At 70.9% G+C, this 15,880-nt stretch carries 17 protein-coding genes; 11 read left to right on the top strand and 6 right to left on the bottom strand.

The annotated features are described in order from the left end of the window. Positions 1-11 precede the first annotated feature (11 nt). Positions 12-1,031 (bottom strand): aldo/keto reductase, encoded by a 1,020-nt coding sequence (locus tag ASF89_RS06125; RefSeq protein WP_055812813.1) that lies wholly within the window; start codon positions 1,029-1,031, stop codon positions 12-14. A 160-nt stretch (positions 1,032-1,191) separates the two neighbouring features. Here ASF89_RS06125 and ASF89_RS06130 point away from each other — a divergent pair, with 160 nt between their 5' ends. From ASF89_RS06130 to ASF89_RS06150, 5 genes are all read left to right on the top strand, one after another. Then, positions 1,192-1,407, top strand: coding sequence for a hypothetical protein (locus ASF89_RS06130; protein WP_055794672.1), 216 nt, complete (start codon positions 1,192-1,194; stop codon positions 1,405-1,407). A 107-nt stretch (positions 1,408-1,514) separates the two neighbouring features. Beyond that, positions 1,515-2,135 (top strand): single-stranded DNA-binding protein, encoded by a 621-nt coding sequence (ssb, locus tag ASF89_RS06135; RefSeq protein ID WP_082489805.1) that lies wholly within the window; start codon positions 1,515-1,517, stop codon positions 2,133-2,135. Between the two features lie 66 nt (positions 2,136-2,201). Then, complete coding sequence (locus tag ASF89_RS06140) at positions 2,202-2,663, top strand: hypothetical protein (protein WP_055812816.1); 462 nt, start codon at positions 2,202-2,204, stop codon at positions 2,661-2,663. A gap of 84 nt (positions 2,664-2,747) precedes the next feature. Next, the gene (gene ettA, locus ASF89_RS06145) at positions 2,748-4,433 is read left to right on the top strand and encodes an energy-dependent translational throttle protein EttA (RefSeq protein WP_055794677.1); all 1,686 of its coding nucleotides are present in this window, start codon (positions 2,748-2,750) and stop codon (positions 4,431-4,433) included. A gap of 1 nt (position 4,434) precedes the next feature. Next, the gene (locus ASF89_RS06150) at positions 4,435-4,920 is read left to right on the top strand and encodes a thioesterase family protein (RefSeq protein ID WP_055812819.1); all 486 of its coding nucleotides are present in this window, start codon (positions 4,435-4,437) and stop codon (positions 4,918-4,920) included. Between the two features lie 90 nt (positions 4,921-5,010). On the opposite strand, the gene ASF89_RS06155 is transcribed toward ASF89_RS06150, so the two are convergent. Next, positions 5,011-5,880 (bottom strand): acyl-CoA thioesterase II, encoded by an 870-nt coding sequence (locus tag ASF89_RS06155; protein WP_055794681.1) that lies wholly within the window; start codon positions 5,878-5,880, stop codon positions 5,011-5,013. A gap of 21 nt (positions 5,881-5,901) precedes the next feature. Between ASF89_RS06155 and ASF89_RS06160 the strand changes: the two genes are divergently transcribed. After that, positions 5,902-6,579: a hypothetical protein gene (locus ASF89_RS06160; RefSeq protein ID WP_055794682.1), complete on the top strand. Its 678-nt coding sequence runs from the start codon at positions 5,902-5,904 to the stop codon at positions 6,577-6,579. 22 nt (positions 6,580-6,601) lie between these two features. Here the strand turns inward: ASF89_RS06160 and ASF89_RS06165 are convergent, their stop codons facing one another. The 3 genes from ASF89_RS06165 to pepN form a co-directional block, all read right to left on the bottom strand. Further along, entirely contained in the window at positions 6,602-6,958 is a 357-nt protein-coding gene (locus ASF89_RS06165) for a globin (protein ID WP_055813199.1), read from the bottom strand. A gap of 149 nt (positions 6,959-7,107) precedes the next feature. Beyond that, positions 7,108-8,109, bottom strand: coding sequence for a mechanosensitive ion channel family protein (locus ASF89_RS06170; RefSeq protein WP_055794683.1), 1,002 nt, complete (start codon positions 8,107-8,109; stop codon positions 7,108-7,110). Between the two features lie 127 nt (positions 8,110-8,236). Then, positions 8,237-10,777 carry an aminopeptidase N gene (pepN, locus tag ASF89_RS06175; protein ID WP_055812822.1) on the bottom strand — a complete coding sequence of 847 codons (2,541 nt, stop codon included), beginning with the start codon at positions 10,775-10,777 and terminating at the stop codon, positions 8,237-8,239. 89 nt (positions 10,778-10,866) lie between these two features. On the opposite strand from pepN, the gene ASF89_RS06180 reads away from it, so the two are divergent. From ASF89_RS06180 to ASF89_RS06200, 5 genes are all read left to right on the top strand, one after another. After that, entirely contained in the window at positions 10,867-11,493 is a 627-nt protein-coding gene (locus tag ASF89_RS06180; RefSeq protein WP_055812824.1) for a DsbA family protein, read from the top strand. 79 nt (positions 11,494-11,572) lie between these two features. After that, on the top strand, positions 11,573-12,058 hold the full coding sequence (locus tag ASF89_RS06185; RefSeq protein WP_055795553.1) for a ribose-5-phosphate isomerase: 486 nt from the start codon (positions 11,573-11,575) through the stop codon (positions 12,056-12,058). Positions 12,059-12,155: 97 nt separating this feature from the next. Next, positions 12,156-13,130, top strand: a complete 975-nt coding sequence (locus tag ASF89_RS06190) for an Fpg/Nei family DNA glycosylase (RefSeq protein WP_055812827.1) — start codon at positions 12,156-12,158, stop codon at positions 13,128-13,130. A 4-nt stretch (positions 13,131-13,134) separates the two neighbouring features. Beyond that, positions 13,135-13,755 (top strand): FMN-binding negative transcriptional regulator, encoded by a 621-nt coding sequence (locus tag ASF89_RS06195; protein ID WP_055812830.1) that lies wholly within the window; start codon positions 13,135-13,137, stop codon positions 13,753-13,755. Then, a complete protein-coding gene (locus ASF89_RS06200) occupies positions 13,752-15,257 on the top strand; it encodes an amidohydrolase (protein WP_055812832.1) in 1,506 nt (501 codons plus the stop codon). Before ASF89_RS06195 ends, ASF89_RS06200 begins: the two co-directional genes overlap by 4 nt. 96 nt (positions 15,258-15,353) lie before the next feature. Here ASF89_RS06200 and ASF89_RS06205 read toward each other — a convergent pair whose 3' ends face one another. Further along, entirely contained in the window at positions 15,354-15,842 is a 489-nt protein-coding gene (locus ASF89_RS06205) for a Dps family protein (RefSeq protein WP_055794695.1), read from the bottom strand. Between the last annotated feature and the right edge of the window lie 38 nt (positions 15,843-15,880).

The following is a 15,880-nucleotide window of genomic DNA, read 5'->3' on the forward strand; positions in this document are numbered from 1 at the left end:
GGCCCCCGTGATCAGCGTCCCGTGCCGTCGACGGCGAGGGGGTCGATCGCCGTCAGCTCGTCGTCGGTCAGGGAGGTGCCGTTCAGCGCGTCGAGGCTGTCGTCGAGCTGGGCGACCGACGACGCGCCGATCAGCGCGCTCGTCACGGCCGGCTGTCGCAGCACCCACGTGAGGGCGAGCTGCGCGAGCGACTGGCCCCGCGCCTCCGCGATGCCGTTCAGTCCTCTGACCCGTTCGAGGTAGGTCTCGCTCAGCGCGTCCTCCGTGAACCACCGGCCCTCGGCCATCCGCGAGCCCGCGGGTGCGCTGCCCGACAGGTAGCGGTCGGTGAGCAGCCCGCCCGCCAGGGGCGAGAAGACGATCGATCCGACGCCCCGGTCGAGCAGGGTGTCGAAGAGGCCGTTCTCGGGCTTGCGGTCGAACATGTTGTAGCGCGGCTGGTGGATCAGCAGCGGCACGCCCTCGGCGGCGAGGGCGTCGGCCGCGGCGACGGTCTGCTCGGCCGAGTAGTTCGAGATGCCGGCGTAGAGCGCCTTGCCCTGGCGGACGGCCGTGGCGAGCGCGCCCATGGTCTCGTCGATGGGGGTCTCGGGGTCGGGGCGGTGCGAGTAGAAGACGTCGACGTAGTCGAGTCCCATGCGGTCGAGGCTCGCGTCGAGCGACGAGAGCAGGTACTTGCGCGAGCCGCCGTCGCCGTAGGGCCCCGGACGCATGTCGTACCCGGCCTTCGACGAGATGACCAGCTCGTCGCGATACGGCCGGAGGTTCGCCGCGACGATGCGACCGAACTGCTCCTCGGCCGAGCCGTAAGGAGGTCCGTAGTTGTTCGCGAGGTCGAAGTGCGTGACGCCGCGGTCGAAGGCGCGGAGGACGATGTCGCGCTGCGTCTCGAGCGCGCGGTCGGTGCCGAAGTTGTTCCAGAGGCCGAGCGAGATGCGGGGGAGCTTGAGGCCGCTGCGGCCGGTGCGGACGTAGTCGAGCTTCGAGTACCGTGCGTCGTCGGCGACGTAGGGGGTGAAGGGTGATCTCATGGCAACACCCTAGGCCGCGGCGGTCGCCTCCCGGTCGGCCTCGTGAGCCGGGGAGTACATTGCCGCTCAGGGAGATCGGGGCCCTGTGATCGACGGCCGTCTCGGCATCTCCCGCCGCAGCGCAGCCGCGCACGGCGACAGAAGAGAGAGGTGCTCGACGATGAGCGACCAGACCACGACACGACAGACCTGGGTGGCCGTCGGCCCCTCGGGGACGGTCGGATCGATCCACCGGACATCGGAGGGCTTCACGGTCCGACTGCCGTCTCGCGAGACGGACGGCTCGGCTGTCTTCCCCACGCTCGCGGTCGCGAAGAGCGCGCTCTTCGCCGCGCTCGGCCCGGGGGCCGAGTACCCGGAGTTCCGCGAGCACTGACCCGCTCGCGACCCGTCATCCCTCCCCGGTCGAGCCGTCGCTCGCGCCATCCACAGCGAGGCGCGGTGCGGCTCGACCGGCGGGCGGGTGCTCATCAGACTCGCCCCATGACCGACACCATCACCCTCACGGGAACCATCGCCACCGATCCCCGCACCGTCACCACCGAGGCCGGGCTCGACATCGCCAGCTTCCGGCTCGCGAGCACCATCCGCCGGTACGACCGCACGACCGACACCTGGTCCGACGGCGAGACCAACTGGTACACCGTCACGGCCTTCCGGGCGATCGCGGGCAACGTCGCGGCCAGCGTCAAGAAGGGCGATCGGGTCCTCGTGACGGGCCGTCTCCGGGTGCGCCCCTGGCAGAACGGCGACCGATCCGGCACCACGGTCGAGATCGACGCCGACGCGCTGGGGCACGACCTCAGATGGGGCCGTTCGACGTTCATCCGCTCGTCGGCCTCCGCATCCGCGTCGACCCACGAGCACGAGCGGGCCGGTGACGCCGAGTCGACCGGCGACGTCGACGGTCGTGCCGCACGATCGGGCGACGGGGCCGTGCCGACGCAGTCCGACGCCGAGGAGGCGCGGGTCGACTCGCCGACGCCCGCCGACCCGGTCGGCTGGTCGGCGGCACCCCTCGGGCCCGACGAGTCCAGCGCGCCATCCGCTTCGACCCCGGGCGCTCCGGGGCGGGACCTCGTCGGGGTCGAGACGCCGTTCTGAACGGCCCCTAGAATCGACATCGGCTCCGTCAGGGTCCGTCGCCGCCCGATCAGAGGAAGGCCCGCCGTGATCCGCTCGCGCCTCGCCCCGTCTCTCGGAGCGCTGTTCCTCCTGGCGCTCGGCACCGCCGGGTGCACCTCGGGGCCGGGCACGGTGCAGCCCAGCGTCCCGCCGACGCCGTCCGCCGACGCCGCGGCTCCGACGACGCCGGCGGCGGACGCCTCGATCGACGAGGCCCTCGCCTACTTCGACCGGGTCAACCGCGAGCACCTCGACGGCGGCGGCGCGACCGACGGTCGATCGCTCGTGGACAACCTCGTCGCGGCCGGCTTCGACAAGACGGCCATGCAGGTGACGAGCGACACGACGTCCATCGGGCGCGAGGCCGACTCGATCCAGTTCTCGGTGCTGCGGGGCTCGGACTGCCTCATCGGGCAGGCCGGCGCCACGGGTTACGCGAGTCAGGTCGCCCCGGTGCTCGGCACCGGCGCGTGCCTCATCGGCACCACCCGCACGATCGACTGGTGACCCGGCGCGTCGCCTCTCCGGCGCCGCGCCCCTCTCCGCTTCCACCCACCGGGGCGCTGCGCCCCGCCCGATAGACTGGATCCCATGGCCGAATACATTTACTCGATGGTGCGCGCCCGCAAGGCGGTCGGCGACAAGCTGATCCTCGACGACGTCACGATGTCGTTCATCCCGGGCGCCAAGATCGGCGTGGTGGGGCCCAACGGCGCCGGCAAGTCGACGATCCTCAAGATCATGGCGGGGCTCGACACCCCCAGCAACGGCGAGGCGAAGCTCAGCCCCGGCTACACGGTCGGCATCCTGATGCAGGAGCCCGAGCTCGACGAGACGAAGACCGTCCTCGAGAACGTCCAGGAGGGCGTCGGCCCGATCAAGCAGAAGCTCGACCGGTTCAACGAGGTCTCGGCCGCGATGGCCGAGCCGGACGCCGACTTCGACGCGCTGCTGGCCGAGATGGGCACCCTGCAGGAGGACATCGACGCCGCCGACGCGTGGGATCTCGACTCGCAGCTGGAGCAGGCCATGTCGGCCCTCCGCACGCCGCCCGGTGACGCCGAGGTGGCGAACCTCTCCGGCGGTGAGAAGCGCCGCGTCGCGCTCTGCAAGCTGCTGCTCCAGAAGCCCGACCTGCTCCTCCTCGACGAGCCCACCAACCACCTCGACGCCGAGAGCGTGCTCTGGCTCGAGCAGCACCTCAGCAAGTACCCCGGCGCCGTGCTCGCCGTGACCCACGACCGGTACTTCCTCGACCACGTCGCCGAGTGGATCGCCGAGGTCGACCGCGGTCGCCTCTACCCGTACGAGGGCAACTACTCGACCTACCTCGAGAAGAAGGGCGAGCGCCTGCAGGTCCAGGGCAAGAAGGACGCCAAGCTCGCCAAGCGCCTCGCCTCCGAGCTCGAATGGGTCCGCAGCAACGCGAAGGGCCGCCAGGCGAAGTCGAAGGCCCGTCTCGCCCGCTACGAGGAGATGGCGAACGAGGCCGAGCGCACGCGCACCCTCGACTTCGAGGAGATCGTGATCCCCGTCGGGCCGCGTCTCGGCTCGCAGGTCATCGACGCGACGAAGCTCCACAAGTCGTTCGGCGACCGCGTGCTGATCAACGACCTCTCGTTCACGTTGCCTCGCAACGGCATCGTGGGCGTGATCGGCCCCAACGGCGTCGGCAAGACGACCCTGTTCAAGACGGTCGTCGGTCTCGAGCCCCTCGACGGCGGCGAGCTCAAGGTCGGCGAGACGGTCGACATCTCGTACGTCGATCAGAGCCGCGGCGGCATCGATCCGAACAAGAACCTCTGGGAGGTCGTCTCCGAGGGGCACGACTACATCCAGGTGGGCAAGACGGAGATCCCCTCGCGGGCCTACGTCTCGCAGTTCGGATTCAAGGGGCCGGACCAGCAGAAGAAGGCCGGCGTGCTGTCGGGTGGTGAGCGAAACCGACTCAACCTCGCGCTCACGCTGAAGCAGGGCGGCAACCTGCTGCTGCTCGACGAACCCACCAACGACCTCGACGTCGAGACCCTGGGCAGCCTCGAGAACGCGCTCCTCGAGTTCCCCGGCTGCGCCGTGGTCATCACCCACGACCGGTGGTTCCTCGACCGGATCGCCACGCACATCCTCTCGTGGGAGGGCCTGAACGACGACGGCACCCCGAACTGGTACTGGTTCGAAGGGAACTTCGAGGCCTACGAAGAGAACAAGGTCGAGCGTCTCGGCGCCGACGCCGCCAAGCCCAGCTCGGCGACGTACCGCAAGCTGACGCGCGACTGACATGACCCGCCTGCACGTTCCGACCCGGGTCCGCTGGAGCGACCTCGACGGGTACCGGCACGTGAACAACGCGTCGATGCTGCGCCTCCTCGAGGAGGCGCGCATCGACGCGTTCTGGTCCGCCGGCGGGTCCGCCGGCGGGTCCGCCGGCGAGACCTCGACGGCGGCCGTGCTCGACGGCAGCCCCGGCGCCGACACCATGACGCTGATCGCCCGGCAGGAGCTCGAGTACCTCCTGCCGATCCCGTACCTGCGCGCGCCCCTCGACATCCAGATCTGGGTCGGCCGACTCGGCGGCGCAAGTCTCGAGATCTGCTACGAGGTCCGGTCGCCCGTCGGTGCCGAACCGGCGCAGCTCTTCACGAAGGCGGCGACCACGATCGTCCTGGTCGAGGCGGCCACCGGGCGGCCGCGGCGGATCTCCGACGTCGAACGGGCCGCCTGGCAGCCCTACATCGAGCCGCCGCTGGTCTTCCGGCGCCCGTGACCCCACGGCGCCGACGATCCGACGGGTTCGGCCCCGCGGCGTCAGCGCAGCGGCCGACCCCAGGGCCGCGGGGTCGACGGGTCGACGAGATCAGGCGCGCGGCACCCGGATCATGCCCTCCTGGGCGACGCTGGCCAGCAGCCGACCCGAGACGTCGTAGATCCGACCGAGGGCCAGGCCACGTCCGCCCGTGGCGTTCGGGCTCTCCTGCACGTAGAGCATCCACTCGTCCGCGCGCCCGGGTCGGTGCCACCACATCGCGTGATCGAGGCTCGCCGCCTTGAGCCCCGGCGTGATCATCGGCACGCCGTGGCGCCGGTAGATCGTCTCGAGCAGGGTGTAGTCGCTCGCATAGAGCAGAGCGGCCCGGTGCAGATCGAGGTCGTCCGGCAACGGCGACGTCGCCCGCATCCAGACGGCCTGATGAGCGACGCGCGCGCCGTCGATCGAGAAGTAGACGGGCGAGGGCACATGTCGCATGTCGAACGGCCGGTCCGCCCAGGCCCGCGCCACCGGGTGGTCGACGGCGGACAGCAGCTCGGCGTCGCTCGGGACGTCGTCCGGACCGGGCAGATCCGACGGCATGTCGATCTGGTGGTCGAGGCCGTCGTCGAGGGTCTGGAACGACGCGATCATCGACAGGATCGGCACGCCGTCCTGCGACGCCTGCGTGCGTCGGGTGGCGAACGACCGACCGTCGTGGATCCGATCGACCGTAAAGGTGATCGGGATGCTCAGGTCGCCCGGGCGCAGGAAGTACGCGTGCAGAGAGTGGACGGCCCGCTCATCGCCGATGGTGCGCTGAGCGGCGACCAGCGACTGCGCCATGACCTGACCGCCGAAGACGCGGCCGAGGGGCTCCCACTGCGAGGTGCCGGTGAAGACGTCTTGACCGCCGACGTTGCCCGCGGGGGCGAGGTCGAGGGTGGCGAGCAGGCTCTGCAGCGGATCGTCGGTCATCCGATGTAGTTTAGGGGGCCGATGAGCACGACATTCACCCTCCCCGACTCCCTTTCCCTAAGCGATCTCGCGACCTATCTGGGGCGGGCGGGCCGGGTCGAAGACGGCTCCGTCCGGCTCATCGCCGGCTCCGGCGTCCTCGCCGTCTACGCCGCCGTGTTCTACCCCCTCGGTCTGCTCGACGAGAGCCCCACCGTGCTCGGTCTCCGCACCTTCCAGCTCGACGACGCGCCCGTCTTCGACGCCGTCGTGCCCGTGCGCTCCCTGACCGAACGCCTCGTGCGCCTCCAGAACGAGGTCGTCGACCCCACCGCGCCCGTGACGGTCTCGCTGCCGGTGCAGGTGAACACCGTGACCTGGGCGGCCATCTCGCCTCCGCGCGGCGGCTGGTCCGCGCTGCCGGGTGCCGACGAGGCGACCCTCCGCGCCACGGCGACCTCCGGCATCGACGAGATCGCGGCCGCGCTGCCGGAGAACGCGGGCGAGCAGATCGTCCACCGCGTGCGATCGGAGGTCTGGTCGCGCTCCGTCCCGGGTTACGAGCATCTCCCCGCCGGGGCCGCGTTCGCCGGTCTCAGCCTGGGGTTCCTCGTCGAGGGCGACGGGGTGGCGCTGTTCGAGACCGGCCCGTGGACGCGACTGACGACCAGCCGGGGCCACGTGCTCGTCAAGCGCCGCGCCTCCCTGCTCGGGGGCTGACGCCCTCGGTCGAGGCGTCGCCTCAGGCGGAGGGCGCGTTGACCATGGCATGGGCGGCGCGCTCGAGGTAGGCCCAGAGCGTGGCGTCGTCCAACGGCGAGAGCGTCAGCTCGTCGACGGCCGTCCGCATGTGCAGCAGCCAGCGGTCGCGTGCCTCGGGCGTGACGGTGAACGGGGCGTGCCGCATGCGGAGACGAGGGTGTCCGCGTTCCTGGCTGTAGGTCGTCGGTCCGCCCCAGTACTGCTCGAGGAACCCGGTCAGGCGCTGGATCGCCCCTTCGAGATCGGACTCCGGGTACATATGCCAGAGGAGCTCGTCCTCGCGGACCCCCTCGTAGAACCGGCGCACGAGACGCTCGAAGGTCGGACGTCCGCCGATCTGCTGCCAGAAGTTGCCCTGCGCGGCGTCCTGCCCGAGGCCTGCGCGGAGGGTGACGGGCTGACCCGCGCCTCCCGGGCTCGGCGGGCCGACGGGCAGACCGGCCCCGCCGTTCGGGCCGGACGACGAGGGGGTGAGAGGGGATCCGGTCACTTGCGCTTGCCCTTCGGGATGTGCGGTGTCGGCGAGGTGCGCGGGGCACGGGCGCCCTGCACGGAGAAGGCGCTGTCGAAGCCGGTCAGCACGACGCTCGTGAGCGACGGCAGGACGATGTCCATCGCGTCGGTGGTCTTCTTCAGTCGCGCCCTCAGCTCGCGGTCGACCGTGTCCCGGTCGGAGGATCGGGTCTTGACCACGATCCGGATGACCACGTGCTCGTCGGCGACGGACTGCAGACCCCAGACCTCGGGCTGATCCATGATCGCGCGTCGCCACTTGGGGATGGCGGCGAGCTCGTCGGCGGTCCTCTGCATGGCGTCCTGCACCTCGTCGACGTCGGCCGAGTACGGCACGGCGAGATCGATGACGACGCGGCTCCAGCCCTGCGACATGTTGCCCACCCGGAGGATCTCGCCGTTGCGGACGAACCACAGCACGCCGTTGACGTCGCGGATCTGCGTCACCCGGATGCCGACGGCCTCGACGACGCCCGCGGCGGGGCCGACGTCGACCACGTCGCCGACGCCCAGCTGGTCTTCCGCGACCATGAAGATGCCGTTGAGCATGTCCTTGACGATGTTCTGAGCACCGAAGGCGAGGCCTGCCCCGACGACGCCCGCCGCGCTGACGATCGCGACGACGTTGAAGTCGAGCTCGCCCATGATCAGCACGAGCGCGACCGCGGCGATGACGACCGTCACCACGTTGTTGAGGACGCTGCCCAGGGTGCGGGTGCGCTGGACCACCCGCACGGCCTGGAGGGGCGAGGCCATCAGCGCCTGCGTGTCGTCGACGTTCTGCTTGCGCTTGATCCCGTTGACCACCTGATCGACGACGCGTCGGATCGTGAAGTGCAGCCCCACCCGGAGGAGCACGGCCACGAGCAGGATCCCCGCGATGCGGATGGGCACACCCCACATCTGCCAGAAGGCGTCCCAGTCGAACGAGGCGGGCGTGGCGGCGGGTGTCTGCGCGAGGAGGAGGAGGTCCATATGAGCGACAAGTCAAGCACGCCCACGCAAGCCCGACTCGACGGACGCTGAACGCGAGGACGGCGGACCCTGTGAGGGATCCGCCGTCCGAGTCGCTCGCCCGGGCGAGCGGGCGAGGTGCGAGGGGTTACCGCGCGTCGGTCTCCTGTGCGCGCAGCGCCCGCTCGACGCCCGAGACGCTCTCGCTCACGATGCGACGGAGCGCAGGGACCTCCGGGTTGGCCTCGAGCCACGCGTACGACGCGTCGACGAGGGCCTGATCGGCGAGCCCGGCCGGGTAGAGCCCCGAGACGAGCGTGTCGGCGATGTGGTAGCTGCGCGACTCCCAGATGCCGGTCAACGAGGCGAAGTACGGCTCGACGAGCGGCTGCAGGACCGCCGGGTCGTTCGCGTGCTGGAACCCGAGGGTCGTCGCGCGCACGATCGCGTTCGGCTGCTCGGCGCTGTCGACGATCGAGGCGAAGGCGGCCTGCTTGCCCTCGGTCGTCGCGATGGTCGCCCGGGCGCGGGCAGCGGCCTGGGCCCCGTTCGCCGTGTTGTCGGCCGCCAGGGCCGCGTCGATCTCGGCCTCGCCGGCGCCTCCGACGAGCACGAGGCCCTCGAGCAGCTGCCAGCGGAGGTCGGTGTCGACGGTGAGGCCCTCGAGGGTGGTCGATCCGTCGATCAGACCGGCCAGCGCCTCCCGGTGGGTCTCGGTCGACGCGATGGCCGCGAAGAACGTGACGAACTGGAACTGGGCGTCCGAGCCGGCCTCGGCGCCCTGCGCCAGGGCCCACAGGCCGTCGCCGACCGCGGTGATGGTGGAGGCGCGGTGCGACGGGGCCACGTAGGTGCGGGCCGCCTGCAGCAGCTGCGACAGCGTCGTGCGGATCGTCGTCGACTCGGTCTCGGTGGCGATGTTGTCGAGGACGAGGCGAACGTAGTCCGAGGCGCGGGTCTCGGCGTCGCGCGTGGCGTCCCAGACGGAGCCCCAGACGAGGGCGCGGGCCAGGGGGTCGGCGATCCCGGAGAGGTGCGCGAGAGCGGTCTCGAGCGAGGCCTCGTCGAGACGGATCTTCGCGTAGGCGAGATCGTCGTCGTTGATCAGGACGAGATCGCCCCGCGACAGACCCACGAGCTCGGGCACCTCGGTGCGCGGGCCGTCGACGTCGATCTCGACGCGGTCCGTGCGGACGAGCTTCTCGCCCCGGCGGGCGTAGAGGCCGATCGCGAGGCGGTGCGGGCGGATCGTCGGGTAGTCGGCGGGGGCCTCCTGCAGCACGGCGAACGAGGTGATGACGCCGTCGGCGTCGACCTCGAGCTCGGGGCGGAGGGTGTTGACGCCCGCCGTCTCGAGCCACAGCTCCGACCAGCTGGTCAGCTCGCGGCCCGAGGTGGCCTCGAGCTCGACGAGGAGGTCGCTCAGCTCGGTGTTCGAGTGGTGGTGCTTCTGGAAGTACGCGGCGACGCCGGCGTAGAAGGCGTCGATGCCGACCCACGCGACGAGCTGCTTCAGAACCGACCCGCCCTTGGCGTAGGTGATGCCGTCGAAGTTGACCTGGACGTCCTCCAGGTCGTTGATCGTCGCCACGACGGGGTGGGTCGACGGCAGCTGGTCCTGGCGGTAGGCCCAGCTCTTCTCCATCGCCTGGAACGTCGTCCAGGCCTCGGTCCATTCGGTGGCCTCGGCCGTCGAGATGGTGGAGGCCCACTCGGCGAACGACTCGTTCAGCCAGAGGTCGTTCCACCACTTCATGGTGACGAGGTCGCCGAACCACATGTGGGCGAGCTCGTGCAGGATCGTGACGACGCGTCGCTCCTTGATCGCGTCGGTCACCTTGCTGCGGAACACGTAGGTCTCGACGAAGGTCACGGCCCCCGCGTTCTCCATCGCGCCCGCGTTGAACTCGGGCACGAAGAGCTGGTCGTACTTCTCGAACGGGTACGCGTACTGGAACTTCTCCTCGTAGTACGCGAAGCCCTGACGGGTCTTCTCGAAGATGTAGTCGGCGTCGAGGTACTCGGTGAGCGAGCGACGGGTGAAGATGCCCAGGGGGATCGTGCGGCCGTCGGCGCTGGTGAGATCGCTGCGCACCACGTCATAGGGGCCGGCGATGATCGCGGTGATGTAGCTCGAGAGCACCGGGGTCGGCGCGAAGGTCCAGGTGCCGTTCTCGCCGTCGACGACGGGCTCGGGCGTCGTCTGGTTGCTGACGACCTGCCAGCGGGCGGGTGCCGTGACGGTGAACTGGAACGTCGCCTTGAGGTCGGGCTGCTCGAACACGGCGAAGACGCGGCGGCTGTCGGGCACCTCGAACTGCGAGTAGAGGTACACCTCGCCGTCGACCGGGTCGACGAAGCGGTGGAGGCCCTCGCCCGTGTTCGTGTACTCGGCGTCGGCGACGACCTCGAGCACGTTCTCGGCGGCCAGGTCGTCGAGCTGGATGCGCACGCCGTCCGAGACGGCCGAGGCGTCGAGCGCCGTGCCGTTCAGGACGACCGAGTGCACGGTGCGGGTCAGGGCGTCGATGAACGTCGAGGCGCCCGGGGTGGCGGTGAAGCGCACGGTGGTCGAGCTGCCGAACACCTCGTCGCCGCGGGTCAGGTCGAGGTCGATCTCGTACGACCGGACGTCGACGATGCTCCTGCGCTCTTGCGCTTCGACGCGGGTGAGGTTCTCTCCGGGCACGCTTGCTCCATCCGTGTAGGTAGTGAGGGGACTCGTGGTCCGCTGAGAGCCTAGACCGGCCGTCGTGGCGCGGGGTGTTGACTGGGGCGATGACCGACACCGTCGCCCCCGCCCCCCGAACCGCCGTCGACTTCTGGTTCGACCCGTCGTGCCCCTGGGCCTGGATGACCAGCCGGTGGATCGACGAGGTCAGCGCCCACCGCGACCTCGACGTGACCTTCCACATCATGAGCCTCGCCGTCCTGAACGAGGACAACGACGTGAGCGACGAGTACCGCGCCAACTTCGCGCGCATGCTGCGCTACACGCGCCTCGTCACGGCGGTCGGCGAGCTGCACGGTCAGTCGCACGTCAAGCCGCTCTACGACGCCCTCGGCACGCGCATCCACCCCGGCGGGGAGACCGACGCCGACGTCGTGATCCCGGCGGCGCTCGCCGAGGTCGGTCTGCCGGCCGACCTCGCCCGGTACGCCGACTCCGACGAGTACGACGAGCAGATGCGCGCGAGCCACTTCGACGGCATCGAGCGCGTCGGACAGGACGTCGGCACGCCCGTGATCGCCGTGAACGGCACCGCCTTCTTCGGGCCGGTCATCTCGCCGGCGCCGAAGGGCGACGAGGCCGCCCGTCTCTGGGACGGCGTCGTCGCCGTGGCCTCGTATCCCGGCTTCTTCGAGATCAAGCGCACACGCACGGTCGGGCCGATCTTCGACTGACGACCCGCGCCTCCGCGACCCGGAGCCGAGGAGGTGCGGGTCGTCGGCACCGCGCGCCCCCGGTTCTAAGATGATCACCATGCGCATCCACGTGGCGACCGATCACGCCGGCCTCGAGTTCAGCCAGACCGTCATCCAGCACCTGACCGACGCGGGCCACGATGTGACCGACCACGGCCCCGCCTCGTACGAGCCGCTCGACGACTACCCGTCGTTCTGCATCGCGGCGGCCCGGGCGGTCGTCCGCGACCAGCGCGCCGGCCACGAGGCCCTCGGGGTCGTGTTCGGCGGATCGGGCAACGGCGAGCAGATCGCCGCGAACAAGGTCGAGGGCGTCCGGGCCGCGCTGGTCTGGAACGACTCGACGGCCAAGCTGGCGCGTCAGCACAACGACGCCAACGTCATCGCCATCGGAGCGCGCCAGCACACCGAGGCCGAGGCGCTCGCCTTCATCGACTCGTTCGTGTCGGAGCCCTTCACGCACGACGAGCGCCACGTCCGCCGCATCGCCCAGGTGGGCGAGTACGAGACCACCGGGGCCATCGCCGGGCACCCGGTCGACTGACGACGTAACGTCGACTGCGGCGGGCACCCCGATCGGGGTCCCGCCGCTTCGTCGTCCCGGCCCCGTCGCCGGGATCCACCCCGAGAGAGGGAGCATCGTGCCCGAGGGTCATTCCGTCCATCGCATCGCGAATCAGTTCGAGCAGAGCTTCGTCGGTCATCGAGCCGCGGTGAGCTCGCCGCAGGGGCGCTTCGCCGCGGGCGCCGAGAAGCTCGACGGCGCCACGATGATCGACGCCAAGGCCGTCGGCAAGCAGATGTTCCTCGAGTTCGACAACGGGCTCTGGCTGCACGTCCACCTGGGGCTCTACGGCGCGTGGGACTTCGCGGGGGAGATCGCCACGGGTCACTCGATGGCCGAGTCGCGTCGTCGGCGGACCGCGACGCGGCGCGCTGAGAACGCGCCCGACGACGACGGCGAGCACTCGATGTCGAGCATCGGGGCGCCGCGCACGAGTCGGGTCCGGATGGCCGAGCAGGAGAAGGCGGAGGACGACATCGAGTCGTTCCCGCCCGAGCCCGTCGGACAGGTCCGCGTGCGTCTGCTGACCGACACGGCCGTCGGAGACCTGCGCGGCCCCACGAAGTGCGAGGTGCTCGACGCGGCCGGCGTCGATCTCGCGATCGCGAAGCTCGGCCCCGACCCCCTGGTCGACTCGCCCAGGAAGGGCGCCGACCGCTTCGTCGCGGTGGCCGGCAGGAAGCGCACCCCGATCGGGCTGCTGCTCATGGACCAGAGCGTCGTCAGCGGCATCGGGAACATCTACCGGGCCGAACTGCTGTTCCGGGCGAGACTCGACCCGCACACGCCGGGTGTCCAGGTGCCCGAGGAGGTCCTGCGGGCCCTCTACAAGGACTGGACGAAGCTCCTGAAGAGCGGCGTCGAGCTGGGGCAGATGATGACCATGGACGGTCTGACGAAGGCGCAGCACGCCAAGGCCCTCCGCAGCCGCGCCGACCGGCACTGGGTCTATCACCGCGAGGGACTGCCCTGCCGGGTCTGCGGCACGAACATCGTCATGGAGATGGCCGCGGGTCGGAAGCTCTACTGGTGCCCGACCGACCAGACTTGAGCGCATGCGCCACACACCCGGGTTCGTGCTCTCCGACGTCGACGAGGTCAGGCGGCTGATCCGCGAGAACCCGTGGGCGACGATCGTGTCGCACACGGGCGAGGGCATCGTCGCGTCGCACTACCCCGTCGTGCTCGAGCCCGACGACGACCCCGACGCGATCGTCCTCGTCAGCCATGTCGGCCGCCCCGACGAGCGGTCGCACGAGCTGGGCGAGCACGAGGTCCTGGTCGTCATCCAAGGGCCCCATGGCTACGTCTCGCCGGGCTGGTACCCGGCCGAGCAGATCATCCCGACCTGGAATCACGTGACGGCCCATCTCTGGGGCACGCCCGAGATCCTCTCCGACGACGAGAACTTCCGAGTGCTCGGCGAGCTCGTCGACCACTTCGAGCAGGTGATGCCCGAACCGTCGACGCTCACCCTCGACGAGGCCGGCTCGCGGCGCGTCGCGAAGGGCACGGTTGGCATCCGCCTCCGGGTGACCCGGTTCGACGCGCGGCTCAAACTCAGTCAGAACAAACCGCCGGAGGTCGTCGACCGCATCATCGACGAGCTCGAGCACGGCGAGCACTACGCCCAGCCGTCCCTGGCCGCCGAGATGCGCCGGGTGCGGGACCGATGACCCCTCCGGGAACCGAGGAGGCGCGGAGTCTGCTCCTGAGGGGCGCCCGCCTCGTCGGCGGCGACGGCTCCCCGACCGACGTGCTCGTGGAGTCGGGCGAGGTGTCGTCGATCGCGCGCGGCATCACGCCGGGGCGGGGGGCCGAGGTCGTCGAGCTCGACGGGCGCTGGCTCGCGCCGGGGCTGTGGGACTCCCATGTGCACATGGACCAATGGGCCCTGGCCCGACGTCGCCTCGATCTCTCGGGTGCGGCGTCGGCCGCCCAGGCGGCCTCCCTCGTCGGCGAACGACTGCGCGTCGACCCGCCGGCGGCCGGCGAGACCCTGGTCGGCTACGGCTTCCAGGACGCCCTCTGGCCCGACGCGCCGACCCGCGGCGTGCTCGACCCGGTCAGCGGAGACGTCCCCGTCGTGCTGGTGAGCAACGATCTCCACGCGGCCTGGCTCGACTCGGCGGCCCTCGCCCGGTACGGACACGCGGGCCACGAGACCGGCCTGCTGCGCGAGCAGGCGGCGTTCGACGTGAGCGTCCGGGTGAGCGCCGTCGACGACGACCTGCTCGACGGCTGGGTCGCCGACGCCGCAGCGGCGGCCGCGAGCCGCGGCGTCGTGGGGGTCGTCGACCTCGAGATGTCGTACTCGCTCGACCGATGGGTCAGGCGGGTGGAAGGTGGCGCGCGGAGCCTGCGGATCGCGGCCGGGGTCTACCCGGCCGACCTCCATCGCGTCGTCGACCGGGGCCTCCGGACGGGCGATCCGATCGAGGGGACCGACGGTCTCGTCACCATGGGGCCGTTCAAGATCATCACCGACGGCTCGCTGAACACGCGCACCGCCTGGTGCCACGACCCGTATCCCGCGGTCGGCGGCGAGCCCGCCCATCGGGGGGTGGCCGCCTACACGACGCACGAGCTCGTCGACTGGCTGCGCCGCGCCTCCTCGGCGGGTCTCGTCCCCGCGGTCCACGCGATCGGCGATGCGGCCAACGCCATGGCCCTCGACGCGTTCGAGCAGGTCGGCTGCGGCGGGGGGATCGAGCACGCCCAGCTGGTCGACGCGGCCGACGTCGAGCGCTTCTCGCGACTGGGGGTCGTGGCGAGCATGCAGCCCGAGCACGCGATGGACGACCGGGACGTCGCCGACCTGCTCTGGGCCGGCCGGACGGATCGGGCCTTCGCCCTCGAGACGCTGCTGGCGGCCGGTGTCGCGCTGCGGCTCGGCTCGGACGCCCCGGTCGCCCCGCTCGACCCGTGGGTGACGATGGCCGCGGCCGTCTCGCGGTCGCGCGACGGCCGCGAGCCCTGGCACCCCGAGCAGCGCATCGTCGCCTCGGCGGCCCTCGCGGCGTCGACCGGCGGGCGCTCGGCCGTGACGACCGGTTCGGTCGCCGACCTCGTCGTCGCCGAGGCGGATCCGCTGAGCGTCGACGACGAGACGATGCGCTCGATGCCGGTGTCGGCGACCCTGCTCGGCGGTCGTCTCACGCACGGCACGCTGGACTGACCCGGCCACCGCCGGATCGACGACGAGCGCGGCACCCGCGGACGACGGAGGCCGCCGCCCCGAGGGGCGGCGGCCTCCGTCGTCGGGGGAGCGGACTCAGCCGGCGACGTGCGCGGCGAGGAACCAGCGGTCCTTCTCGAGGCCGCGCGAGATCTCGATGGCGACGTCCTGGCTCGACGCGTCGAGCTCGCCGAGCTCGTCGATCGCTGTGCGGACGGCCACCAGCGAGGCATCGATCTGGGCGACGAGCTCGGCGATGGTGGTGTCGATCTGGTTGAAGCCGGGCGACGTCGGGGGGATGACGGTGTTGGCGGCGACGGTGGCGATGCGGCCGTCGACCGGGAGGCCGAGAGCGACGACGCGCTCGGCGGCGAGGTCGGCCCACTCGCGGGCGTGGTCGACGACCACGTCGATGAGCTCGTGCACGGCGATGAACGCGATGCCGCGGACGTGCCAGTGCGCCTGCTTGCCGTTGACCGAGAGCGCGGTCATGTCGGTGACGATCTGGCTGAGGAACTGGGCGACGCCGGCAGCGACGTCGGGGTCGACGGATCCCTGGGGGACGGTGCGGGTGAGGTCGGTCATGACGTGGTCCTTTCCTTGACGATGGGGACAACGCTAGA

It is taken from the genome of Frigoribacterium sp. Leaf172 (assembly GCF_001424285.1).
GTDB lineage: Bacteria > Actinomycetota > Actinomycetes > Actinomycetales > Microbacteriaceae > Frigoribacterium.

Coding starts and splice junctions, on each gene's coding strand:
- ASF89_RS06125 (WP_055812813.1), bottom strand. CDS start 1,031: ATGAGATCACCCTTCACCCCCTACGTCGCCGACGACGCACGGTACTCG.
- ASF89_RS06130 (WP_055794672.1), top strand. CDS start 1,192: ATGAGCGACCAGACCACGACACGACAGACCTGGGTGGCCGTCGGCCCC.
- ssb (WP_082489805.1), top strand. CDS start 1,515: ATGACCGACACCATCACCCTCACGGGAACCATCGCCACCGATCCCCGC.
- ettA (WP_055794677.1), top strand. CDS start 2,748: ATGGCCGAATACATTTACTCGATGGTGCGCGCCCGCAAGGCGGTCGGC.
- ASF89_RS06150 (WP_055812819.1), top strand. CDS start 4,435: ATGACCCGCCTGCACGTTCCGACCCGGGTCCGCTGGAGCGACCTCGAC.
- ASF89_RS06155 (WP_055794681.1), bottom strand. CDS start 5,880: ATGACCGACGATCCGCTGCAGAGCCTGCTCGCCACCCTCGACCTCGCC.
- ASF89_RS06160 (WP_055794682.1), top strand. CDS start 5,902: ATGAGCACGACATTCACCCTCCCCGACTCCCTTTCCCTAAGCGATCTC.
- ASF89_RS06170 (WP_055794683.1), bottom strand. CDS start 8,109: ATGGACCTCCTCCTCCTCGCGCAGACACCCGCCGCCACGCCCGCCTCG.
- ASF89_RS06180 (WP_055812824.1), top strand. CDS start 10,867: ATGACCGACACCGTCGCCCCCGCCCCCCGAACCGCCGTCGACTTCTGG.
- ASF89_RS06185 (WP_055795553.1), top strand. CDS start 11,573: ATGCGCATCCACGTGGCGACCGATCACGCCGGCCTCGAGTTCAGCCAG.
- ASF89_RS06195 (WP_055812830.1), top strand. CDS start 13,135: ATGCGCCACACACCCGGGTTCGTGCTCTCCGACGTCGACGAGGTCAGG.
- ASF89_RS06200 (WP_055812832.1), top strand. CDS start 13,752: ATGACCCCTCCGGGAACCGAGGAGGCGCGGAGTCTGCTCCTGAGGGGC.
- ASF89_RS06205 (WP_055794695.1), bottom strand. CDS start 15,842: ATGACCGACCTCACCCGCACCGTCCCCCAGGGATCCGTCGACCCCGAC.